Genomic DNA, 22,375 nt, shown 5'->3' on the forward strand with positions numbered 1-22,375 from the left:
GCGGATCCCGGCGGCGTCAGGCCCGCTTGCCGGAGTGGGGCAGCAGGGCCATCTCGCGGGCGTTCTTGATGGCCGTGGCGAGTTGGCGCTGCTGCTGGGCGGTGACGTGGGTGACGCGCCGGCTGCGGATCTTCCCGCGGTCGGAGATGAACTTCCGCAGCAGAGCGGTGTCCTTGTAGTCGATGTAGGTGATGCCGGCCGCATCCAGGGGGTTCGAGCGCGCCTTCACCGGCTTGCGGCTGTCTTTTCGACGGGGCATGCGGATTCCTTGCGTAGGAGTGGTTGTGCGAAGTGGCGGGGCCACGGGTCACGCGGGGTCGAGGAGGGAGTCGAAGGCGCCCGGCAGGCGCCGCCATTCCTCCGGCCCGGCCGCGTACTCGGCATCGGTGAGCAGGCAGGAGTCCAGAAGCCGCTCGATGCCGGTGCGGTCGAGGCCGGGAGAGGTGAAGACGAGGTGCTGGCAGCGGTCGCCGTGCTCCGGGTGCCAGTCCAGGGCGGCGGCCGCCCGTCGCACCGCGGGAAGAAGGTCCCAGGCCGCGTCGGGCAGACAGGCCAGCCAGGGGCCCCCGCTCTCGACGCTGAGGGCGCCGCCGGCGGCGTCCCAGGCGAGCAGGGTGTCCGGGCGGTCGGCGAGCCAGAAGCGGCCCCTGCTGCGTGCTGCCGCGCAGCACAGGTCTTCCAGCGCCCGGTAGAGGCGTTCGGGGTGGAAGGGGCGGGTGCGGTGCCAGACCAGCGTGGCGATGCCCGCCTCGTCGGCCTCCTGCGGCAGGAGCGCACACGCCGGGTGCTGGGCGGCGGCCGCCGCCTCCACGTCGAAACCGGCGAACGCGAGCTGCGGGAGCTCGTCGGCGGTGGCGTTGACGTGGCGCGCGGTGGGGTGCAGCTGCGTCAGCAGGGCGCGGTCCTGTTCGTCCGCGTCCTCGCTGTCCACCAGGGCGAGGACGGGTGCGTACTCCAGCTGGCGGGCGAAGGTGTCGGCGACGGTGCGCTGGTCCGTCGCCGCCGCCGCGAGTCCGGCCTCCGCCAGGTCGTCGCCGTTCGCGAGGTAGGGCAGGACCAGTGCGGGGTCGACCGCGGTGATCACGTTGGTGAGTGTCACGCCGCTGTCGCCCTGTGCGGTGATGAGCTCCGCCATGGCCTTGGGCTCGACCGAGTCCCACAGCTCGACGATCGCCAGCGGTGTCCCTCCGTGGGCGGCCAGGCGTGCCAGCTCCGGGAGGAGGTCCTCGCGCAGGGCGCAGCAGGCGCAGTCGTTGACCAGCGGGGCCTTGCCCGAGGTCAGGACGCCTGACGCGGCCCGTACGTGTCGCCGTACCGTTCCCTCGCCCGCGGTGGCCAGGTCGTGGTGGAGTGCGACGCCGCCCGGCACCGCTTCCAGCAGGCGGTCGACGACCTGTGTGCGGGCATCGGTGTGCAGGCCGCCGACGATGACGACCGGCAGCCGGCCGTCCTTCCTCATCACCGGGCCTCGAATCGGCCGTGGCGGCGTTCGAAGCCCTCCACGCGGCCCGCGGTGTCGAGGACGCGCGCCGTACCGGTGGAGAGGGGATGCCTCGCCGAGGAGATGCCGGCGTCCACGACGGGACGGGCGCGGCCGTCCCCCCACTCGGTGCCGGCGTCGCCGGTGAGCGTCGAGCGGGCCGGGGGGACGGAGCCGGCGGCGTCGTCACGGAGGACGTCGGGACCGTGCGCGGGGTGGATACCGGGTTTCATGTGGGCTCCCTGGTGCGTGCGTGGGGGCGGTGGGCGGTGGGCGGTGGAGTGCGGGCGTCGCGGTCGGTGGCGTTCCGGTCAGCGTTCTTCTCGGAAGTCGACGTGACGGCGGGCGATCGGGTCGTACTTGCGCAGCACCAGGCGGTCCGGGTCGTTCCGGCGGTTCTTGCGGGTCACGTAGGTGTAGCCGGTTCCCGCGGTGGAGCGGAGCTTGATGACCGGGCGGAGTTCGTTGCGAGCCATGGCGGTACTATATGGGAATGGTTTCCATTATCGATAGCTACTCGGTCCCGGAGAGGTAGGTCGTCCCGTGTCCGCACACTGCCAACTGACCGGTGCGCAGCCGGTCTTCGGCAACCGCATCTCCCACTCGCACCGGCGCACCTCCCGCCGCTTCGATCCGAACATCCAGCGCAGGCGGTACTGGCTGCCCGGCGAGGGCCGCTATGTGCGCCTGACGCTGAGCGCCCGGGGGATCAAAATCGTCGATGCCATCGGTGTGGAGGCGGCTGTCGCCCGCATCCGTGCCCGGGGGGTGAAGGTCTGATGGCCAGGCGCAGCAAGATCGCGAAGAACGAGAAGCGCAAGGCCGTCGTCGCGCGGTACGCCGCCCGGCGTGCCGAACTGAAGGAGATCATCCGGCGTCCCGGCTCGACGGAGGCCGAGCGCGTCGCCGCCTTCGCCGAACTGCGCCGGCAGCCTCGGGACGCCAGCGCCACGCGGGTGCGCAACCGCGACAGCGTCGACGGCCGCCCCCGGGGCCACCTGCGCAAGTTCGGACTCTCCCGCATCCGGGTGCGCGAGCAGGCGCACGCCGGCTTCCTGCCCGGTGTCACCAAGTCCTCCTGGTGAGCACGGCACCTCCGCCCTGACGCGGGTGCCGTAAGGGCGCGGCTCCTGCCCGGAGCCGCGCCCCCACGGAAGGCGGCACCGCCACGCCCGAAGCGGCCGCCCCCCTTGTCGTCTGTACCCGGGATGCCGTACCGGGCGGTGACGAGGGCGGCGGCCCGGTGCCGGAAGGCGACCGCGGCCTCCTGGGGCCGGCCCTGCGCGCCCGAGCGCAATTGCGCGCTGCGAGGGGTTGCCCCGGGGTGCCGGCCGGGCTGGCGGACCGGCGGCCCGTGCGCTCAGGGGAAGTCGAAGGTGGCGACCACGGCGGCGTGGTCGGACTCCGGGTACTTGTCCTCCGTGGCGAAGGCGAGGGAGTCGTCGTGGAGAAGCTCGTTGTGGATCTCCGAGCCGCGGTAGTGGGCCAGGAGGTTGCGGGTGACGAGCATGTGGTCGAGCATCTGGCCGCGGCCGTGGTGGAGGTAGGTGTAACGGGCCTCACGGGGGATGGTGTGCTCGATGGGGACCAGGACCCGGGTGGCGAGGTCGCGGTTCCCGGTGTCCTCCACATTGCCGCAGATCGCCAGGATCGGGACTTCCAAGGGCTCGGCGTTGAAGTCACCGGCGACGATGATGCGCGCGTCCGGATCGTCGCCGAGGATCTGGTCGATGAGACGCCTGACTTCCAGGGCCTGGCTCATGCGCTTCATGGACGACAGGAAGCTGCCTTCGGCCCAGGCGTCGGCGGTGCGCCAGATACCCTTCCTGGGGTCGATCACCTGGCCGGGGATGTCGGTGGGGATCTTGGACTTCAGGTGCACGGTGATGACGTGCAGCAGGCGGCCGGGGTGGGTGTGGTCGATGTCGATCTGCGCGTGCAGGATGGGCCGCTCGATACCGATCGGGATGGGCTCCAGGTCGGCGGGCGCGGCGGTGAGCCGCTGGTAGCGGGGCTCGGCGACCAGCTCGTTCTTCAGCTGCTGGTGCTTGATGACGGGCAGGTGGGTGGCGATGACCACGTTGCGCTCGTCGAATACCGCGTCGTTCTCCGGCCTGGTGCTGATCAGGGCGGCCCCGTCGAGGTTGGTCCCCGCGAGCAGCTTCTTCAGCGCCAGCAGCGCACGAGGCTGGCCGGGGCTCTCCTGGCCGTGGACTTCCTGGAAGCAGGCGATATCGGCGCGCAGTCGCGTGATCTGCGGTTTCATCAGCGTGATGCGTTCATCCAGCGAGGGACGCGCGCCGGGCGCGGTCTCGTCGAGGTTCTCCAGGTTGAACGTGGCAATCCGGATCTGTGTCACAGGTGCCCCCAGGGCTCGCCATGGCCGAGGGGACATATGCTAATAAATCAGTCACGTATGGTGAGGTAAGCGGCTCGGCGAGCCGCCGGTCGCGCAGATCGCCAAGGGGTTCGCGGCACGCCTCGATGCGTAGACCCCCGCGCCGCCGTCCCGTGTGGGCGAGCTGACGTCGGCTCACCGCGAGGGCGACCCCGAGGCGTCGATCCGTTGGGGGAGGGCCCCACCGTGCTCCACCGGCCCGCTGCGCGGGCCCCGGCCGCCGAGGCGGGCGGGCGCCACGTGACACGGTGGCCCTTCCCGCTCTCTCCCGCTGAGATGGCAGTCGGCGCACAGGCCCGTCAGTTCGACGGTGTGCTCCACTGCGGCGAACCCGGTGTCGGCGGCGACGCGCGCGGCCCAGTCCTCGACGACATCCGAGTCCAGCGGACGACTGCGGCCGCAGCAGCGGCAGATCAGATAGTGGCGGTGCCCGTCGGCAGTCCGCAGGCGGTAGAGCCGCCCGCGCTCTCCCGGGAGCCTTCGGGTGCGGGAGGCGCCCTCCTGTGCCCCGTCCACGGCCCGCTCGTCGTGCACGACGTCCACCGCGCCCTCCACCTCGAGGTCGCGCAGCGCACGGTAGACGGTGGTCAGGCCGATCGGGTGGCCGTCGGCGACCAGCAGGGCATGCAACTCGCGGGCCGACACGAAGTCCTGGCCGCCCGCGAGCGCACGCAGGACCGCTCTTCGTTGCCGGGTTGTCCGACCGCCCACGGCACATCACCCCCAGGAGGACACCGCCGACTGGACCCTCCCAGCCTAGATGAAAATGAAACCCAAGTCCATAAAGGGGGGGTGCTTCGTCGGTGCGTTGGGCGTCGCGGCGCGGGCCGCGAGGCCTTGCCGTTCAGGCGGGTTGCGGGACCGCCCTCCTGGCCCCCCACCGCCGCGTCCGGTAGGCGCCCAGCAGCCGGCATGCCAGGTAGACGGCGAACGAGATCGTCGTGACATAGGGGCTGATGGGAATGCTGCTGCCGAGGGCCAGCAGGATGCCGCCCTCGATCGAGGCGACGGCGAAGACCATGCTGAGGATCGGCAGCAGCACGGGTGACGCGGTGACACGGGCGGCGGCCGCGGCGGGCGTGACGACGAGGGTGAGGACCAGCAACGCCCCGACGACCTGCACCGACAGGGCGACCGCGAGTCCGAGCACGAGCATGAACGCGACGGACAGCGTCCGCACCGGCACGCCGCGGGCCTCGGCGACCTCGGGATCGGCGCTGGCGAAGGCCAGCGGCCGCCAGATGACCGCGAGGGCGATGAGCACGACGCAGGACGTGCCGAGCAGCCAGGACATCTGGGGGGTGTCGACGGCCACGATCTGGCCGGTGAGGAGGCCGAACTTGTTGGCCGCGCGGCCCTTGTAGAGGGCGAGGAAGAGCACGCCCAGGCCGAGGCCGAACGGCATGATGATGCCGATCACCGAGTTGCGGTCCCGTGCGCGCGTGCCCAGGACGCCGATCGTGCAGGCCGCGATGAGCGAGCCGGCGATCGAGCCCACGACGACGTTCGCCCCCAGCAGCAGCGCCGCCGACGCGCCCGCGAAGGACAGCTCGCTGATGCCGTGCACCGCGAAGGGCAGGTCGCGCATGATGACGAAGACTCCGGCGAGGCCGCCGATCAGCCCGAGTGCGGCCCCGGCGATGAGGGAGTTGCGGACCAGCGCCAGGAGTTCGCCGTAGTTGTCGAAGCTGAAGATCTGGTGCCAGAACCCGTCGGCGAGGGTCATGGGCGGACTCCGTCGGTCTCGTGGGGATGGTGGGGTGGCGCGGTCGGCTCGTCGGGCGCCCCCACGACCACGACCCGGCCGTGCACACGGACGACGTCGACCTGCGTGCCGTACAGCTGGGACAGGGACGCGGAGGTCAGCACGTCCTCCGGGGCGCCGACCCGGTAGCCGCCCCGCGCCAGGTACAGCACGCGGTCCACCAGCCCGAGCACCGGGTTGATCTCGTGCGTCACGAAGACCACCGCCGTGCCGTGGGAGCGGCGCCGGGCGTCCACCAGTTCGGTGACCGCCCGCTGGTGGTGCAGGTCCAAGGAGAGCAGCGGCTCGTCGCACAGCAGGATCCGCGGGTCGGTCGCCAGGGCCTGCCCGATGCGTACGCGCTGCCGTTCGCCACCGGACAGCAGTCCGACCGGGACGTCGGCGTACGCCGAGGCCCCGACCGACGCGAGGATCTCGTCCACCCGCCTGCGGACCGCGGCGGTGCGCGGCCGCGGTCCGAACCGGTGCCCGTCGATGCCGAACCGCACGAGGTCGCGGGCGCGCAGCATCGTCTGCGCGGACAGGGAGGACTGCTGCGGGACGTAGCCGATGTGCCGGCTCGCCTCGCGGGGCGGCCGGCCGAGGACGGTGAGCGTGCCGGCGGACAGCGGCTGCCGGCCCAGCAGGGCGCGTACCAGGCTGGACTTGCCGGAGCCGTTCGGCCCGAGCACGGCAAGGAACTCCCCGGGGCGCACGTCGAGTGCCAGATCGCGCCACACCGTGCGCTCGCCGTAGGACAGGGCCGCGTCGCGCACGCTGATCACCGCGTCGGTGTCGAGGCCGCGGGGTCCGGCCTCGACCGGGCGGGCCTGGCGCACGGCGGGCATGCCCGGCCGCCTCACTTGTCCAGCGCGCTCGCGAGCGCGTCGACGTTGTCCGTCATCCAGCCGAGGTAGTCCTTGCCCTGGGGGAGGGTCTCGGTCACCGGCACGACGGGGATGCCGGACGTCTTGGCGGCCTGCTCGACCTTCTCCGTCTGCTGGCCGGACGTCTGCTCGTTGTAGACGAGTGCCTTGACCTTCTTGGTGGTGAACAGCTCCAGGGTGTCCCGCAGGATGCTCGGGGAGACGTCGTCGCCCTCCTCGATGGCCTCACTGAAGTCGGCGGGGGTCATGTTGACCAGGCCGCTCGCCTGGAGCATGTAGAGCGGCACGGGCTCGGTGATGGCCACGCCGTCGCCGCCGTGGTCCTGCTTGATCCCGGCTTCCTTCTTCTCCAGCGGCTTGAGCTCCGCCTTGAAGGCCGCGGCGTTCTTGGTGAACGTGGCGGCGTCGCCGGGGTCGGCCTTGCCCAGGGCGGCGGCTATCCGGTCGGCGATCTTCGCCACGGAGGGGAAGTCGTACCAGACGTGCTCGTTGAGCTCGCCGCCCTTCGGCGCGGTCTTGCCGGAGACCTTGACCGCGTTGATCACCTCGGCGGAGGAGTTGCCGCTCTTCAGCATCCGGTCGATGAAGTCGTCGTAGCCGCCGCCGTTCTCGACGACGACCTTCGCCTTGGACAGCGCCAGCTGGTTCTGGGTGTCGGCCTCGTAGGAGTGCGGGTCCTGGTCGGGGTTGCTGATGATCGAGGTGACGTCGACCTTTCTGCCGCCTATCCGGCCGACGATGTCGCCGTAGACGTTCGTCGAGGCGACCACCGTGATCCTGGACGACGATGACGAGCCCGGCGAGGCGCTCCCGCCGCCTGAGGAGTCCGACGAACTGCCGCAGCCTGCCAGCAGAGCAAGAGACGCGCCGGTGATCAGCGCCAGGCGGCGGGACGGGTACGGGGGCATGGCTCCTCCAGGACGGGTTGGAACGGGTCTTCGCGTCTTCGCGAGAGGGGATCGACCGGGGTGACCCGGGCGGGCACCACGCTAGATGGAAATGAATGTCAAGACCATACCTGGTGTGGGATGAGATGAAAATCGTTGCCGATTGTTGATGTGCCGGGCCATGCGGCGATGTGTCCTGGGCCGGTGCCGACCTGCGACGGCCAGGTCAAGGGTCAGCCGGAGGCGGGACGTGGCGCGGTCGGGCCGCGCCGGGTCGGTGGCCGCGCCGCCGATGCAGAGCAGTACCGGGTCCCCGGCGGGAATGGTCACGCCGGCCACCTGCACGTCCCTCAGGGCATATCCGGAAGATCTCTCGGCCCCCTGTGTACACGACAGGGGCGAAGGCGGCGTTCACGCTCTCGGTGACATGGCCGATACCGGTTTGGACCCGTCCGGAGGTCTCCGGGGCAGACTGCGCCGTGCGACTCGTCCGGATCGCCGTGGGACACCCCGGGCCGGCGCTCAGGCCGACGCGGTGCCGTCGGGGAGCCAGTTGCCGTGAAAGCCGTACGGTACCCGCCACGGCAGGTGGATCGCGGCAACCGGATCCGCGTCGAGGCGGGCCGAGTCGAGGATCACGAGGTCGCTGCGGTCATGGGCGGCGTCGTAGACGTAGGTCATCAGCCAGCCCTCGCCGGCCGGATCGCCGGCGCGGGCGACGAACGACGCCTCGCCCGGCGTGCGCCCGGACGCGAACTCGTGCACCGCCCGACCCGAGGCGCCGTGCAGCGCATACCGGACGATGGCCGCGCGGCGCCCCGAGTGCGCGGGCGCCATGTCCGTGACGTGACCGTGGGCCACCGGCCGTCCGGCGAACCGGTCGTCGATCCTCGGGAACTCACAGGGGCGGTCGTCGATCTGTTCCTCGCGCACGGTTCCGGCGACCGGATCGACGGTCCACCGCCACAGCACGGCATCGGGGTCCGCGTGGCCGTCCCACCACAGATGGGGATAGCGGACCACGTGGACGACGATCCGTCCGGCGCCGTCCTCATGGGCGTTGAGCGTGTGGAAGACATAGCAGGGCGCGATGTCGAACCAGCGGACGGGGGAGTGCGGATCGTCGCGCCGCAGGAGGCCGAGCCGGGCGCCGTAGCCCGGGTCGAAGCCGTAGGGCATGCCGCCTCGCCCGGCCTTGCCGGGGTCGAAGACCACCGGGAGATCCATGAAGACGACATGGCGGCCGGTCAGCGCGAAGTCGTGCATCATCGTGGGCTTGGGGACGTCGACGGGGCGGCTGACCGCCAGGTTTCCTCCGGCGTCGGCGCGGTGGTAGGTGACATAGGGCGGTGTGAGGCTGCCGTAGCCGAAGAAGTGCAACTCACCGGTCTCCGGGCACGCCTTCGGATGGGCCGTCATGGAGGTGGACAGCCGACCGCCGAAGTCGTAGGGCCCGATCGTGTCGAGACCGTCCGCCGTGCAGGCGATCTCGTACGGCAGGGACGACTCCACGAGGGCGAACGAGCGGCCGGCGTGGTGCACGACGTGCGTGTTGGCCTGCCCGGCCGTGATGTCCCGGCTCCCGTCGGGGCCGTAGACCCGGGAGCCGTCGGTGAAGGACTTGGTGCGCACCCAGCGGTTGCGGTACCAGGCGGCGCGTCCGCCGTCCAGGCGCACTCCGTGGAGCATTCCCTCGCCGGTGAACCAGTGGTCGGAGGGCGTGCGCGGATTGGGGCCGTTGCGCAGATAGCAGCCGGTGAGTTCGGGCGGAATGCTGCCGGTGACCGGGAGGTCGTGGGCCGTGCGCTCGGCCTCGACGGGGGCGTGGTTGCCGCGGAGGTGGAACGGCGCGGGCGGAGGACCGGTGGGGGTCACGCGACGGCTCCCTGCTGTGCCTTGATGTGCCGGGTCATGTGCCGGGTCGATCCCTTGGGCGAGAGGCGGTGGGCGACTCGCCGAGCCAACATTCCTATTGTGACCTGTCTAAGGTAGAAGCTTTGCTGGTGACGTGTCAATAGTGGAATATCGGGCCCGCCGTGGAGCGGTCGGCGCGGCCGTTCGCTCCGGGCGCCTGCCGGGGCAGTCGAGGGGCGCGCCGGACGCCCCCGCGGATGACCGTGCTTCCGCGGGTCGCTGTAAGCGCGTTGTAACTTCACGTATTCGGCCTCTTACGTGGTGTGAGAACCGTCCGCAGGGCCGGCCGCCGACGTGGCCGCACAGGCCGGGCCCTGTGCTTCGACGCGCGGGAGAGACATGGACCACACCACCAGGGAGGACGGTCCGGCAGACTTCACCGTCGAGCCGTACACCGCCAACTGCCACACGATCTACGCCCGAGCCGACCACGCCCTGATCGGCGTGAGCCCCGGCAACGGCTACTTCAGCCACGAACGCCTGAAACGGTTGCTGCGCTGGGCCGACGGCGTCTTCGCCCGCGTGGACGCGATCGTCGCCGACAGCGCACTCGTCCACACGTTCACCGCGCTGGGCGCACCGCCCGAGCAGGCGGACCTGCGGGCCCGGCGCGCCACACGCCAGACCTGCCGCCGCATCGCGCGGGCCTGGCAGGCCAGCGGCGCCCCGGCGGAGCGGCACCACGTCCGCACCCTGTCCGAGTTCACCGACCACCCGCGGTACCGGGAACTCCTCGCCCGCTGCGAGCAGGCGATCGCCCGTGACCCGGCGGTCCGCAAGGTCTTCCACGAGGCCACCGAGGCGGCGCTGACGTCGCAGCTGAGGGCCAGGTCCCAAGCGCCGGACCAGGCCGTTCCCACGCAGGCCCAGATCGAGGAGGGTATGCGGTACCTGATCGCCGAGATGCCACTGGTCACGGACACACCGGGCATCCTGGGGGTGCCGTCGTCGGTGCACGTGTACCACCGCGTGCTCCCCCTCACCCCGTTGGGCTTCGGGAGCCTGTTCGCCTCGCCCCATCAGGCGTTCGCCGTCGTCCGGCCCCGTCCGGAGGCGGAGCCGTCGCCCGCGGCGGACACCCCCGCCGGAAAGGAGAAGCGGCCGTGACCGAACCGTCCGACGGGACACTCGCCGACGGACCGGCCCCTGCCTTCCCCTTCGACGACTGGGGGCAGGACCTCTCCCCGCGCTACGCGCACCTGCGTGCCGCACCCGCGCCCCTGCATCCGGTCGTCACCGTGACCGGCGACCGCGTGTGGCTGGCCACCCGCTACGACGTCGTGCGCAGGCTGCTCGCCGACCCCCGGATGAGCATGTCGGCCGCTCTGGAACCGGACGCACCACGCCAGGAACCGGTCCCGCTGCGTGCCGAGGGCGGCAGCGGTGACTCCGTGACGAGGCTGCGGGAAGCCGGACTGCACAAGCTGATGGCCGACGGCCTCGGACTGCGCGCCGTACGCCAGCACGAGGAATGGACGCGCCGGCGGACCGGGGACATCATGGCGGACCTGATCGCCCACGGCCCGCCCGCCGACCTCTACCCCGCCTTCGCGGTACGCCTGCCGTTCGCCGTGGTCTGCCGCGTGCTGCTCGGCCCGCTCGACGCGGACGCGCGGGCACGGCTGGACAGGTGGTGCGACACGATCCTCACCTGGCGGGGCCACACGCGCGAGGAGCAGGCCTCCGCGGTCAACGCCGTGCACCGGTTCTTCCTGGATCACCTGCCGCACCTCTGCGACGCCCCCGGCGAGCACCTGATCAAGCGCCTGGCGCGCGCCGACGGCGACGGCCGCCTCCGCCGGGACGACCTGGCCGAACTCGCCACCTCCTTCTTCGTGGCCGGCTACCGCACGTCGTCCAGCTTCCTGGCCAACGCCCTGGTCACGCTGGCGCGGCACCCTCGGGCGCTGGCCGCGCTGCGTGCGGACCCCGCGCTCGTGCCGGCGGCCGTGGAGGAACTGCTGCGTTACACCCCCATGGCCACCGGCGGCGCGAAACGCGTGGCGACCGGCGACGTGGAGATCGACGGCATGACCGTCAGGGCCGGGGAGTGCGTCCTCCTGGCCCTGGAATCCGCCAATCACGACCCGTCCGCCTTCCCCGATCCGGACAGCTTCGTCCCGACCCGCGCGGACGGCCCCCACCTCGGCTTCAGCCACGGCAAGCACCACTGCCCCGGCAACCGTCTGGCGCGGATGCAACTGGGCGCGGTGGTAGGGGTGCTGACGGGCGAGTCCGCTCCCGAATGGCGGCTCGCGGTGCCCCCTGACCGGGTGCGGTGGCGGCGGGATGTGGCCTTCCGCATTCCCGAGGGTGTGCCGGTCACGTGGTGAGGCGGTGACCGGGCGAGCAGCAGGTCCCCCGGTCACCGCCCTGCCCCTGCGCCTGGAGGCCGCCGGCCTGGTCCACCGTGAGCGGCGCCACGACGACGAACGCTCCATCGCCGTACACCTCACCCGGGCCGGTGCGGAACTCCGGGAGGGGGCCCGCGGTGTCCCCGTGGCCATCGGCGAGGCCATGGGCCTGACCCCCGAGCAGCACGCCACCGCCCTGCGTCTGCTCCGCCTGCTCACCGCCGGCGTCGCCCGGGCGAATGACACCCGTCCGTCCTCGGGGGTCGGACACTCCTGAAAGTCTCACGGGGTGGGCGGGGTGGGCCCGCTCCTGAGAGTTCCGCGGGCCGTGCCGGTCGTGCCGCGAAGAATTCACTCATTCCGCGCCTGAGGTGCCGGAATCCACGCCGTGGCCCTGCTCCGCGGTGACGGGACGTGAATGCCGTGGCCGTCGCTGAGGCGGCTTTCCGGTAGCAAGTGTGCAGGTAGACTGGCCGCATGGCTATGACGATCGCGTACCAGGGTGAGCCGGGATCCAACTCGGCTACCGCATGCGAGGATATGTACGCGGACAGTGTTCAAATTCCTTGCGAGACCTTCAATGACGCCCTGGACGCGGTGAAGCGTGGTGTGGCGGACGCGGCAGTCATTCCGGTCGACAATTCGATCGCGGGTCGCGTGGCGGATGTGCACCACCTTCTGCCGAATTCTGGTCTGACTATCGTGGCCGAGTATTTCCTGCCCATCCATTTCGACCTGATGGCACTTCCGGGCACCACCGTCGACGGTATTCGCAGCGTCCGTAGCCATGTGCACGCACTGGCCCAGTGCAGGAAGATCATCGGCGCCCACGACTGGAAGGCGGTCGTGGCCGCCGACACAGCGGGCGCGGCCCGCGAGGTCGCGGAGTACGGCGATCCGGCTGAGGCCGCCCTGGCGCCGCCGGCCGCGGCGGGTCTGCACGGCCTGTCGATCCTCGCGTCCGGAGTCGAGGACGACCCGGACAACACCACCCGGTTCCTCGTCCTGAAGGCGAAGGCACCGGATTTCCCGTGGACCGGGCAGAAGACGGTGACCACGCTCTTCTTCGAGGTCAGGAACATTCCCTCGTCGCTCTACAAGGTGTTGGGTGGATTCGCCAGCAACGGCGTCAACCTCACCAAGATCGAGAGCTATCAGGCCCCGAATTTCCAGGCGACCATGTTCTATGTGGACATCGAGGGGCACCCCGAGGAGGCGCACGTGGCGCTGGCTCTCGAAGAGATGCGGTTCTTCTCGACCCGGGTCAGGACGCTGGGCGTGTATCCCGCCCATTCCTATCGCCTCCAGAGGCGCTGACCTCCGGCCGGCGGGCGCCGGGGCGCCCGTCCGCGCCTCACGGGGAGAGCCGGACGGGCGCCTCGGCCGGCCCGTGGATCAGGTGTGCAGCTGCCACTTCTGGTTGGCCGTGCCCGTGCAGGTCCACAACTGGACCTTCGTCCCGTCGGCCGACGACATGTCCGTCACGTCCAGGCACTTGTCGGCCCCGGCGTTGACCAGGTCACCGGCCGGCTCCAGGCGCCACTGCTGGGCGCCGGTGCCGTTGCAGTCGTACAGCTGGACCTTGGCCCCGTCCGCGGTCGAGGCGGCGGCGACGTCCAGGCACTTGCCGAGTGCCTGCACCGAACCGTCGGCCTTCAGGGTCCACCGCTGTGCCGCGGAGCCGTTGCAGGTGTAGATCTGGACGGCCGTTCCGTTGGCCGTCGAGCCGCCGGCGACGTCCAGGCACTTGCCGCCGAGACCCGTGAGGGTGCCCGACCTGTCGGAGCCGCCACTCTGGGTGCCCGCCCAGGTGAACGTCGCGGAGGTCCTGCCCGGCAGCGAGTAGCCGAACGACTCGCCGCCCCAGACGACCTTGATCTGCTGGGCCGACGTGGACGGGTTGTAGGCGATGAGCGCCTTGCCGCCGTCGGGGTTCTGCCAGGCGACGTTGGGGACGGCGCTGGAGGCGGTCGAGGCGATGCGCCGGGCCCCGGGCCGCACGAACTTGGTGACGTGGCCCATCGTGTAGTACTCGACCGTGTAGTCGACCTGGCCGCTGCGGCTGTCGCCGTTGTGCACGGTGATCAGGCCGGTGCAGGTGCCGCAGCCCCCGTTGTGCGGGCCCATGTTCTGGTCGACGGCGAGGCTCCACTTGACCCAGCTCTGGCCCCAGTTGCGGAAGTAGTCGACCAGGTTGGTCATGTCCTCCTTCTGCTGGTCCGCGATCCAGGTGCCGCCGGAGTGCTCGGTGTCGAAGGCGGGGACGTCCGGGTACTGGTCGTGGACCGTCGTCTGCGTGTCGATGTGGCCGGTGTAGCCGTGGTAGGCGATGCCCCCGAAGTTCGGGTCGTCACGGATCGCGGCGTCGTCCACGGTCGGCTGCGCGTACCCGGCGTACGAGTCGGGGTTCCAGTCGAGGGCGAGGACCTTGGTCTTCAGGTTCGCGTTGTGCAGCGCCGGCAGGAGGTTGTTCTTGGCGAAGTACGCGAGCCCCGAGCCGTTCCACTGCATGGACGGGTAACCGCCGCAGCAGGTCGGCTCGTTCTGCTCCGAGACGTAGTCGATGGGCACTCCGGCGCTCTGGTACGCCTGGATGTACTTCACGAAGTACTGGGCGTAGGCGCCGTAGTACTGGGACTCCAGCCAGCCCTGGTCATAGCTGTCGTTGTCCTTCATCCACGGCGGTGCGGTCCACGGCGAGGCCATGACCTTGAGGGCCGGGTTGAGCTGCTTGGCCTGCCTGGTCAGCGGCAGCACGTCGGCCTGGTCGTGGGCGATGCTGAAGTTCGTGAGGCCGGGGTCGGTCTGGCCCGCCGGCACGTCGTCGAAGGTGTAGCTGTACCGGGCCAGATCGGAGGCGCCCATCGGGTTGCGCAGAAAGCTCATGCCGATGCCGGAGGTCGGCGAGAACAGCTTGTTCATGACGTCGGTGCGGGTGGCCTGGGACAGCGCCCCGCTGCTGTTCATCAGCCACGCCGCGGTGTCCGTGAAGGACGCTCCCGCGCCGCTGAACTCCTGGTACTTGGTGTTCTCGTCGACGGTGAGGGTGGTCCCCGCGCCGCCGCTGCCGGCCTGGAAGGCGATGGGGGTCTGGTCCTGGAGGCCACGGGTGACATGCCGGCCCCCCGCGTCGTCCGTGGTGGTCAGGGCGATGTGCACCTGTTCGCCCGCGGCCTGTGCGGTGCCTGCGGCCACCTGCGTCAGGACCGTGACACCGAGGACGCCGACCAGTGCGAATCTCGTGCAACGACGCAGGAGGCCAGTGGATCTCGCCATAGAGTGCTGCCCTTCTCGTGCCCGGTGGTGGGAGGGCGGCCGTGGGGCCGCGGCGAGAGTGAACTGCCCCCGGAACATCCCGTCAAGAGGCCACATGTGCGGCAAACACCGCCGTACCCCGGATGACCTGCGGTGATACCCTTCGCTAAAAGTCCGTACCATTGCCGGTCGGGGGCCCGGGACGGGCGCGGGTGCGGTACCGGGGGTCATCCTCGTGCGGGGCCGGCGGACGGAGCGTCCTCCTCGGACGCCGCCCGCCCCCGCGACCCCGCCCCGCACTCCGCGCGCGCCGCACCCAGCCGGCCCTGCCACCGGGTGTACAGCGTGTGCGGCACGCCGAGGAGGTCCAGCACCTTGCCCGCGACGAAGTCGGTCAACTGCTGGACGTCACGGGCGCCCGCGTAGAAACCCGGCGAGGCCGGCAGCACCACCGCTCCCTCCCCGGCCAGGTCGGCCAGCTGCTGAAGGGTGACGCGGCGCAGCGGTGCCTCCCGCGGCACCAGGACGAGCGTCCTGCGTTCCTTGAGGGTCACGTCGGCCGCCCGCTGGATCAGGTCCTTGCTCATGCCGGTGGCGATGCCGGCGACGGCGGCCGTCGTCGCCGGCACGATGACCATGCCGCGGGTGGGGTAGCTGCCGATGGCGGGCCCCGCGGCGAAGTCGTTCTCCCTCCACACCACCATGTCGCCGGGGTCACGGCCGACGAAGGCCTTGACGTCCGCGTGCCACCGCGCCTCGCGGAAGGTCAGCCCGGTCTCGTCGAGCAGGGTCAGCCGGGCCGCCTTGCTGACGACGAGGTCGACCGCCTCACCGGCGTCGAGCATCCCCCGCAGGACGGCCGCCGCGTACGGGGTGCCGCTCGCGCCGGTGATGCCGACGACCCACGGCGTCCTGGGTGTGGTTGGCTGGTGAACCATGACGGCCCCTTTCCGGGATGGCGACGAGGTGGTGCACAGGCATGGCGGTGGGCGGACCGGCCGGCCCGGCGGCCGAGGCCGGCAGGGCCGGCCTGACGGCGGGCGAGCGGGAGATCCTGCGGGTACTCGGCCGGTCGCAGGAGCTGGACAGCGTCGGCGACGCGATCCTCGTCTCGATCGGCGCCGAGATCATCGAGGGCCGGCTCAAGCCGGGCGACGACCTGAACTCGGTGGAGCTGGCACGGCGGTTCCACAGCAGCCGTACGCCCGTGCGCGAGGCGCTGGCGACGCTCGAACGCGAGGGCCTGGTCGAGATCGCCGCCCGCAAGCGGCCCCGGGTGCGTGCCCTCGGCATCGAGGAGATCCGCGAGATATACGAGCTGCGCGGCGAGCTGTACGGGCTGGTGAGCCGGCGCATCGTCCAGCACTGCACGGAGGCGCAGCTGGACGAACTGGCCGCGGTCCAGGCGGCGATGGAGGCCGTCGCCGCCCAGCGCGACCTGGACGGGTACTTCTGGCTCAATGTGGAGTTCCGCAACACGGAGGCACGGCTCGCTGCGAACGAGACGGTGCGGGGTGTCCTCGACTCGGTCGGCATCAGGACCCTCCAGCTGCGCCACCTGAGCCTGTCGCTGCCCGGCCGCCTGGAGACGTCCGTCGCCGACCACCAGCGGCTGATGCGGGCGTACCGGGACCGGGAGCCGGAGCTGGCCTCGGCCCTCACACGGTCCATCGTGCGCCGGGGTCTCGCGGCGGTGGAGCGCTCGGGCTGGACGGGGTTTCCCGACTGACGCCGCCGGGAAGGAAGGCCCCCGCCCCGAGCACCGCCGCCCGTCCCTCGTCGTCCGGCTTCACCGCGTCGAGCGCGTCGACGGGCCGGTCGCTGCGCATCGGGAAGGGATAGTCGCTGCCGAGCAGCACGCGCCCGGCACCGGCGAAGTCCATCAGGTGGCGCAGCGCGTCGTCGTCGTGCAGCACGGTGTCGAAGAACAGCTGCCCGAGCAGGTCGCGCGGGCTGCGCGCGCCCTTGGCGCGGAACTGCAAAGGCGCCGCGGTGAAGCCGCGCTGTAGCCGGCCGATCTGGTACGGCACGAACCCGCCGCCGTGCACCAGCAGCACTCGCAGCCCGGGACGCCGCTCCAGGACACCGCCGAGCATCAGGGCCGCCGCCGCGAACGTCGTCTCCGAGGGGTTGCCGACCAGGATGTGCAGGAACAGCCGTCGACTGCGCTCGGGCACGTCGAGCTCGGCCGGGTGCACGATCACCGGAACGCCGAGCTCTTCGGCGGCGTCCCAGAACGGGCCCAGCGACTCGTCGTCCAGGCCGAGGTCGTTCACCCGGGCGCCGATCTGCACGGCCACATGGCCGAGTTCGGTGACCGCACGGCGCAGCTCCGCCACCGCGTGGCCGGGGTGCTGGAGGGGCACGGCCGCGGCGACCAGGAACCGGTCGTTCGCGGCGCGCAGTTCGGCCGCGGAGTCGTTCTGCACCCGGGCCAGCCACAGGCCGTCCTCGGGCGGCAGCTCGTATCCGGCGAGGTCCATCCAGGGGGCGACCAGCTGCACGTCCACACCGGCCGCGTCCATCCAGGCCAGCCGGGCCGGCACATCGCTCAGCTGGGGGAGCAGCGGCAGTCCACTGGGCCGGCCGGCCACTTCGACGCGGGTGACGGGCTTGCCCGCCACCTGATTGGTGAGGAGACGGACCCGGTGTGCGGCCCCCTCGTCACGGATCCGCTCGATGGCGTGGGCGCCGACGTGGTGGGCGTGGGTGTCGACGACGACCGGCCCGCTCATGCGTGTTCTCCGACGGTGTCGGCGGCCGCCGCACGGTCGAGCAGCGCGGTGAGCGCCTCGTCCACGACGGCCGGGTTCTCCAGGGGGGTCAGGTGCCGCGTGCCGGGCACCACGACGGCGGGGCCGTCGCCGATCAGCTCGGCGAGGTCCCGCGCCATCCCGGGCGGGGTCGCCTTGTCGTCCTCGCCGACGAGGACGGCCGCCGGGTGCGCGATGGTGCGGACCTGCTCGCGCAGGTCGGCGGAGCCGAGCATGGCGCAGGTGGCCTCGTAGCAGTCCAGGTCGTTCGCGGTGAAGACGTCGGTCAGGTGGGCCATCAGCTCCGGCCGCGCCTCGCGGAAGGCGTCGCCGAACCAGCGGGTGAGCTGGAACGGGATCAGCGACCGAAGGCCCTTCGTCCGTGCGGCGGTGGCCCGTGCCGCCCAGTCGTCGGGCGCCGTGGGTCCGTACCAGGCGGTGGTGTCGATGAAGAGGGCGCCGCGGGTGCGTCGCGGATGGGCGGCGGCGAAGGCCTGGGCGACACAGCCGCCCATGGAGCAGCCGGCCACCAGGGCGTCCTGCCAGCCGAGGTGGTCCAGCAGGTCCGCGAGGTCGTCGGCGAACTGGGCCGTGGAGTAAGGACCCTTGGGCCGACCCGAGCGGCCGTGGCCCCGGCAGTCGTACGTCACCATCTCGGCCCGGCCCGCGAGCCGGTCCGTGACCGCGGACCACAGGGACCGGTCGAGGGCGAGACTGTGCACGAAGGCGATCCGCGGCGCCCCGCTCCTGGCCGGGTGCAGGGTGTACGACAGGGGGACGCCGTCCCGCGTGCTCGCCTGCCCCTGGAGGGCTGTGGCGGTCATAGGTCTCCTTCCGGGGTGGACGGTGCCGGGCGGCCGGTGGCGGCCCGGGCGCGGTCGATGGCGGTGGTCAGGGCGCGCCGGGAGAACTCGGCGATCATGCGGGTCTTGTACGCCGCGGTGCCCTTCACGTCGCCGTACGGCGTCGTGGACGCCGCGGCGCGGGTGGCGGCCTCCTCGACGAGGGCCCGGTCGGCGCGGTGGCCCGCCAGTTCGGCGAGGTCGACGGCGACCGGGCCGCCGGCCACCGAGCCGACCGCGAGCGAGAGACGTTCCGCGGTGCCGTCCGCGTCCAGGGTGACGACCGCGGCGACGTTCACACAGGCGTACTCCCACACGCCGCGGACGAGGAACTTCTCGTACGCCGAGCCCGTGCCGGCGGCGGGCAGGGGGAGCCGGACGTGCTCGATCAGTTCGTCGGGGCGCAGCCGGCCGAGCTCCGTGAGCGCGAGGGTCCTGCTCAGCCGCGCGCTGCGCACCGCGAGGGTCGCGCCGATGGCGGTGAGCGCGACCGGCGGATCGTGGCTGTCGTCGCGGGCGGCGATGTTGCCGCCGAGCGTGACCATCCGCCGGATCCGGCCGGTCGCCACGGAGCCGGCCGCCTCGCTCAGGACCGGCCAGGCGCGGGCCAGCCGGCCGTCGGCGGCGCAGGCGTCGAGCCGGACACCCGCACCGACGGTCAGGTGGTCGTGGTGCCGGGCGATGCCGGAGAGTTCGGGCAGCGCCGCCACCGATACCAGCGCCGGCGCCGGGGGCAGTCGGTCGTGGCGGCGCAGGGCGTGACCGACGCCGCCGGCGAGGACGGCCGCACCGCCGTCGGCGATCAGCCGCAGCGCCTCGTCGAGCGACCGGGGCGTGAGCAGGGCCACGGGCCCGGCGGGGGCGCCGGCCGGCAGCGGCCCGGAGTCGAGGACGGTCACAGGAGGTCCCCCTGTTCGTCGGTGCGGTCGGTGGCGCGCCCCTGCGGGGCGACCGGGCCGGGGCCGGTGGCGCCGTGCTCCGCGGTGACCCGCCCGGGGCCGGTGGCGCGGTGCCGCGCGGTGACCCCGCCGGGGTCGGCGGCTCCGGGCTCGCCGGGCCGCATGCCCCAGTAGATCTTCTCCGCGGTGATGGGCAGCTCGTGGACGCGGACGCCGACCGCGTCGGCCACCGCACTGGCGATGATCGACGGCACCGGGTCCAGGGCGATCTCCCCGACGCCCTTCGCACCGAACGGACCCGTCGGCTCGTAGGAGTCGGCGAACTCGATGTGCAGCTTCGGCATGACGCCCGCCGTCGGCAGCTTGTAGTCGGAGAAGTTCGGCCGCGTCGGTGCGCCCCGCCGCCAGTCGAACCGCTCCGTGAGGGCCATCCCGAGGCCCTGTGCGATGGCGCCTTCGACCTGGCCCTCGGCGAGTGGTGGATTGAGGACGGTGCCGCAGTCGACGACCGCGGCCAGTTCCAGGACCCGCACGGCGCCGGTCGCCTCGTCGACCTCGACCTCGGCGGCCTCGGCGACGAAGTTGTAGGCGCCGGACTCGTTGCCGTAGCGGCTCTGGTCGGGGAACTCCGAGGGGTTGTCGAACGAGCCGACGCCGACGATCGGCTCGCCGTCCGGCCGGTACAGCTCCGCCCGCACGATCACGCCGACCGGCGCGCTCACCGGCCCCTCGCCGCCGGATCCGGCAGGGCCGTGCACGACGCCGTCCTCGACCCAGAGCTGTGCGGCCGGCCGGCCGAGCTGGCGCGCGGCGGCTTCCAGCAGCCTGGTGCAGGCCTGCTCGGCGGCCCGCTTGACGGCGTTGCCCGCCACGTAGGTGACCCGGCTCGCCAGCGCGCCCAGCGCATGGGTCGCGAGGTCCGTGTCCGGGCGCGTCACGGAGACGTCGGCGACGGGCATGCCGAGTTCGGCCGCCGTGATCTGGGCGAGGGTGGTGCGGGCGCCGGTACCGATCTCGCCCTCGCCGACGATGACGGTGGCGCGGCCGTCCTCGGTGAGTCGCACGATCGCGGAGCTGCCGTCGTAGTCGCCGAAGCTGCGGCGGCCCGAGACATGGACGCTGACGCCCATCGCGAGACCCCTGCCCGGTGTGCGCTCGGCCCGCTTGGCCTCCCAGCCGATGGCCTTGGCGGCCTTGCTGATGCACTGCTTCAGCTCGCAACTGCTGATCTTGTGGTTGTGCGGTGAGACGCTGCCGGACTCGACGGCGTTCAGCAGGAACAGGTCAGGCACCTCGATGCCCAGCTTCTCGGCCGCGAGGTCCCAGGCCTGGCCGACGGCCCAGTCCGCGGAGGGGTTGCCGAAGCCGCGGAACGCGCCGGTCGGTTCCAGGTTGGTGTAGACGAGCCGGGAACGGGCGCGCACGGCCCGGTACTTGAAGAGCGCGTCATGGCGCACCGTCGCGGCGCCGAGGACGGCCTGGGCCTTGCCGGTGTAGGCGCCGTTGTCGGCGATGACCTCGATGTCCTTGGCGGTGACAAGCCCGTCCCGGGTGAAGCCCAGGCGGACCGTGTACCGCATCGGGATGCGCGGGCGGCTCGCGAGGAACTCCTCCTCGCGGGTGTTGACCAGCTGCACGGGACGGCCTGCCTTGCGGGCGAGGATGGCGCAGATGACGGATGTGTTGTCGTCGCCGGACTTGCCGCCGAAGCCGCCGCCCACCTCCGTCTGCACCACCCGCACCGCCCGCAGCGGCAGCCCGAGCGCGGTCGCGTACCGCTGCCGGGCGAGGAACGGCGTCTGCGTGTTCACCCACAGGCTGACCCGGTCCCGGGTCCACTCCGCGGTGCAGCCGATGGTCTCGATCGAGCCGTGCCACTGGCGGGCGCTCTGCCAGGTGCCCTCCACCACGACGTCGCTGCGGTCGAACCAGGCGTCCGCGCCGCCGCGGTCGAAGCCGAACTCGTGGGCGATGTTGCCGGGTGCGTCGTCGTGGACCAGCGGTGCGCCGTCGGCGAGCGCCTCGTCGAGGGTGAGCACGGCGGGCAGCACCTCGTACTCGACGCGGATCAGTTCCGCGGCGCGGCGGGCGGTCTCCAGGTCGCGGGCGGCCACCGCGGCGACCTCGTCGCCGACGTAGCGGACGCGGTCGATGGCGAGCGGATACAGATCGGGCCGGAAGGCGCCCCATTTGACCGCCGCCGTGTCCGCACCGGTGATGACGGCGTGCACCCCGGGCAGTCGCTCGGCGCGTGCGGTGTCCACCGACACGATGCGGGCGGCGGCGTGCGGCGAGCGGACGACGGCGCCGTACAGCATGCGCGGCAGCCGGCTGTCCCCGGCGTACACCGCGCGCCCGGTGACCTTCTCCACGGCGTCGAGGCGTTCGACCGGGCTGCCGATGAGCGGGGGCAGCACGGACCGGCCCAGGTCGAGCCCGCCGGCGGGGAGTTCGGCGGTGGACATCAGCGTTCCTCCTCGGTGGCGGCCTTGTGCAGGGCGACGGCCTCGCGCGCGGAGTCGAGGATCTTCACATAGCCGGTGCAGCGGCAGTAGTTGCCGTCGACGGTGCGCCGTATCTCCTCCTCGCCCGGGTCGGGGTCCGCGTCGAGCAGGGCGCGCAGCGCCATGACGTGGCCGGGTGTGCAGAAGCCGCACTGGAGCCCGGCCCGCGCGACGAAGGCGCTCTGCACCGGGTCCAGGCCGTCCGGCCCGCCGAGGTCCTCGATGGTGCGCACGTCGCGGCCTTCGAGCAGGCCCACCATCTGCAGGCAGGACGGAACGGCCGCGCCGTCCACGATGACCGTGCAGGCCCCGCAGTAGCCGATCGCGCAGCCCGACTTGGTGCCGGTGAGGAACAGGTCGTGCCGGAGGACGTCGAGCAGGGGAGTGGTCGGGTCCTTAACGTGGATCTCCACGTCCTCCTGGTTGAGACGGAAACGCACGGGGGCGGCCATGGACCT

24 protein-coding genes are annotated in these 22,375 nt (G+C 71.9%); 7 read left to right on the forward strand and 17 right to left on the reverse strand.

All coding sequences use genetic code 11. The annotated features are described in order from the left end of the window. Positions 1–16 precede the first annotated feature (16 nt). From rpsR to rpmG, 4 genes are all read right to left on the reverse strand, one after another. Positions 17–259 (reverse strand): 30S ribosomal protein S18, encoded by a 243-nt coding sequence (gene rpsR / locus ACSMXW_RS31645; RefSeq protein ID WP_485801369.1) that lies wholly within the window; start codon positions 257–259, stop codon positions 17–19. A gap of 48 nt (positions 260–307) precedes the next feature. Further along, the gene (locus tag ACSMXW_RS31650) at positions 308–1,459 is read right to left on the reverse strand and encodes a CobW family GTP-binding protein (protein ID WP_485801371.1); all 1,152 of its coding nucleotides are present in this window, start codon (positions 1,457–1,459) and stop codon (positions 308–310) included. Continuing rightward, complete coding sequence (locus tag ACSMXW_RS31655) at positions 1,459–1,713, reverse strand: 50S ribosomal protein L31 (RefSeq protein WP_485801373.1); 255 nt, start codon at positions 1,711–1,713, stop codon at positions 1,459–1,461. The genes ACSMXW_RS31650 and ACSMXW_RS31655 overlap by 1 nt, the downstream gene beginning before the upstream one ends. Positions 1,714–1,791: 78 nt before the next feature. Beyond that, positions 1,792–1,956 carry a 50S ribosomal protein L33 gene (gene rpmG, locus ACSMXW_RS31660; protein WP_485801375.1) on the reverse strand — a complete coding sequence of 55 codons (165 nt, stop codon included), beginning with the start codon at positions 1,954–1,956 and terminating at the stop codon, positions 1,792–1,794. 67 nt (positions 1,957–2,023) lie between these two features. Between rpmG and rpmB the strand changes: the two genes are divergently transcribed. Beyond that, positions 2,024–2,260: a 50S ribosomal protein L28 gene (gene rpmB / locus ACSMXW_RS31665; RefSeq protein ID WP_485801376.1), complete on the forward strand. Its 237-nt coding sequence runs from the start codon at positions 2,024–2,026 to the stop codon at positions 2,258–2,260. Then, positions 2,260–2,565 (forward strand): 30S ribosomal protein S14, encoded by a 306-nt coding sequence (gene rpsN, locus ACSMXW_RS31670; protein ID WP_485801378.1) that lies wholly within the window; start codon positions 2,260–2,262, stop codon positions 2,563–2,565. The genes rpmB and rpsN overlap by 1 nt, the downstream gene beginning before the upstream one ends. Positions 2,566–2,840: 275 nt before the next feature. On the opposite strand, the gene ACSMXW_RS31675 is transcribed toward rpsN, so the two are convergent. From ACSMXW_RS31675 to ACSMXW_RS31700, 6 genes are all read right to left on the reverse strand, one after another. Then, positions 2,841–3,839, reverse strand: coding sequence for an endonuclease/exonuclease/phosphatase family protein (locus tag ACSMXW_RS31675; RefSeq protein ID WP_485801380.1), 999 nt, complete (start codon positions 3,837–3,839; stop codon positions 2,841–2,843). Between the two features lie 174 nt (positions 3,840–4,013). Further along, on the reverse strand, positions 4,014–4,589 hold the full coding sequence (locus ACSMXW_RS31680) for a Fur family transcriptional regulator (protein ID WP_485801382.1): 576 nt from the start codon (positions 4,587–4,589) through the stop codon (positions 4,014–4,016). Between the two features lie 133 nt (positions 4,590–4,722). Then, entirely contained in the window at positions 4,723–5,604 is an 882-nt protein-coding gene (locus ACSMXW_RS31685) for a metal ABC transporter permease (RefSeq protein WP_485801384.1), read from the reverse strand. Continuing rightward, positions 5,601–6,470 carry a metal ABC transporter ATP-binding protein gene (locus ACSMXW_RS31690; RefSeq protein ID WP_485801386.1) on the reverse strand — a complete coding sequence of 290 codons (870 nt, stop codon included), beginning with the start codon at positions 6,468–6,470 and terminating at the stop codon, positions 5,601–5,603. The genes ACSMXW_RS31685 and ACSMXW_RS31690 overlap by 4 nt, the downstream gene beginning before the upstream one ends. 11 nt (positions 6,471–6,481) lie before the next feature. Beyond that, positions 6,482–7,417 carry a metal ABC transporter solute-binding protein, Zn/Mn family gene (locus tag ACSMXW_RS31695; protein ID WP_485801387.1) on the reverse strand — a complete coding sequence of 312 codons (936 nt, stop codon included), beginning with the start codon at positions 7,415–7,417 and terminating at the stop codon, positions 6,482–6,484. Between the two features lie 501 nt (positions 7,418–7,918). Further along, positions 7,919–9,271 carry a carotenoid oxygenase family protein gene (locus ACSMXW_RS31700; protein ID WP_485801389.1) on the reverse strand — a complete coding sequence of 451 codons (1,353 nt, stop codon included), beginning with the start codon at positions 9,269–9,271 and terminating at the stop codon, positions 7,919–7,921. Between the two features lie 378 nt (positions 9,272–9,649). Here ACSMXW_RS31700 and ACSMXW_RS31705 point away from each other — a divergent pair, with 378 nt between their 5' ends. From ACSMXW_RS31705 to ACSMXW_RS31720, 4 genes are all read left to right on the forward strand, one after another. Continuing rightward, positions 9,650–10,417, forward strand: coding sequence for a tRNA-dependent cyclodipeptide synthase (locus ACSMXW_RS31705; RefSeq protein ID WP_485801390.1), 768 nt, complete (start codon positions 9,650–9,652; stop codon positions 10,415–10,417). After that, positions 10,414–11,643, forward strand: coding sequence for a cytochrome P450 (locus ACSMXW_RS31710; RefSeq protein ID WP_485801392.1), 1,230 nt, complete (start codon positions 10,414–10,416; stop codon positions 11,641–11,643). The genes ACSMXW_RS31705 and ACSMXW_RS31710 overlap by 4 nt, the downstream gene beginning before the upstream one ends. A gap of 4 nt (positions 11,644–11,647) precedes the next feature. Then, a complete protein-coding gene (locus ACSMXW_RS31715; RefSeq protein ID WP_485801394.1) occupies positions 11,648–11,941 on the forward strand; it encodes a hypothetical protein in 294 nt (97 codons plus the stop codon). A 206-nt stretch (positions 11,942–12,147) separates the two neighbouring features. After that, positions 12,148–12,981 (forward strand): prephenate dehydratase, encoded by an 834-nt coding sequence (locus tag ACSMXW_RS31720; RefSeq protein WP_485808443.1) that lies wholly within the window; start codon positions 12,148–12,150, stop codon positions 12,979–12,981. A 78-nt stretch (positions 12,982–13,059) separates the two neighbouring features. Here the strand turns inward: ACSMXW_RS31720 and ACSMXW_RS31725 are convergent, their stop codons facing one another. After that, complete coding sequence (locus tag ACSMXW_RS31725; protein WP_485801395.1) at positions 13,060–14,940, reverse strand: lectin; 1,881 nt, start codon at positions 14,938–14,940, stop codon at positions 13,060–13,062. A gap of 206 nt (positions 14,941–15,146) precedes the next feature. After that, a complete protein-coding gene (locus ACSMXW_RS31730) occupies positions 15,147–15,857 on the reverse strand; it encodes a UbiX family flavin prenyltransferase (RefSeq protein ID WP_485801396.1) in 711 nt (236 codons plus the stop codon). Positions 15,858–15,898: 41 nt separating this feature from the next. Here ACSMXW_RS31730 and ACSMXW_RS31735 point away from each other — a divergent pair, with 41 nt between their 5' ends. After that, positions 15,899–16,648, forward strand: coding sequence for a GntR family transcriptional regulator (locus ACSMXW_RS31735; RefSeq protein ID WP_485801398.1), 750 nt, complete (start codon positions 15,899–15,901; stop codon positions 16,646–16,648). Here the strand turns inward: ACSMXW_RS31735 and ACSMXW_RS31740 are convergent. Genes ACSMXW_RS31740 through ACSMXW_RS31760 form a run of 5 tightly spaced genes read right to left on the reverse strand, consistent with a single transcriptional unit; the run spans position 16,578 to position 22,369 of the window. Beyond that, entirely contained in the window at positions 16,578–17,654 is a 1,077-nt protein-coding gene (locus ACSMXW_RS31740; RefSeq protein ID WP_485801400.1) for an amidohydrolase family protein, read from the reverse strand. The genes ACSMXW_RS31735 and ACSMXW_RS31740 overlap by 71 nt on opposite strands. Next, entirely contained in the window at positions 17,651–18,496 is an 846-nt protein-coding gene (locus ACSMXW_RS31745) for an alpha/beta fold hydrolase (RefSeq protein ID WP_485801402.1), read from the reverse strand. Before ACSMXW_RS31745 ends, ACSMXW_RS31740 begins: the two co-directional genes overlap by 4 nt. Continuing rightward, on the reverse strand, positions 18,493–19,413 hold the full coding sequence (locus tag ACSMXW_RS31750) for an FAD binding domain-containing protein (RefSeq protein ID WP_485801404.1): 921 nt from the start codon (positions 19,411–19,413) through the stop codon (positions 18,493–18,495). The genes ACSMXW_RS31745 and ACSMXW_RS31750 overlap by 4 nt, the downstream gene beginning before the upstream one ends. Continuing rightward, complete coding sequence (locus tag ACSMXW_RS31755) at positions 19,410–21,878, reverse strand: xanthine dehydrogenase family protein molybdopterin-binding subunit (RefSeq protein WP_485801406.1); 2,469 nt, start codon at positions 21,876–21,878, stop codon at positions 19,410–19,412. The genes ACSMXW_RS31750 and ACSMXW_RS31755 overlap by 4 nt, the downstream gene beginning before the upstream one ends. Next, complete coding sequence (locus tag ACSMXW_RS31760; RefSeq protein WP_485801408.1) at positions 21,878–22,369, reverse strand: (2Fe-2S)-binding protein; 492 nt, start codon at positions 22,367–22,369, stop codon at positions 21,878–21,880. Before ACSMXW_RS31760 ends, ACSMXW_RS31755 begins: the two co-directional genes overlap by 1 nt. Positions 22,370–22,375: the final 6 nt, after the last annotated feature.

Source organism: Streptomyces sp. DSM 116793 (assembly GCF_057320905.1).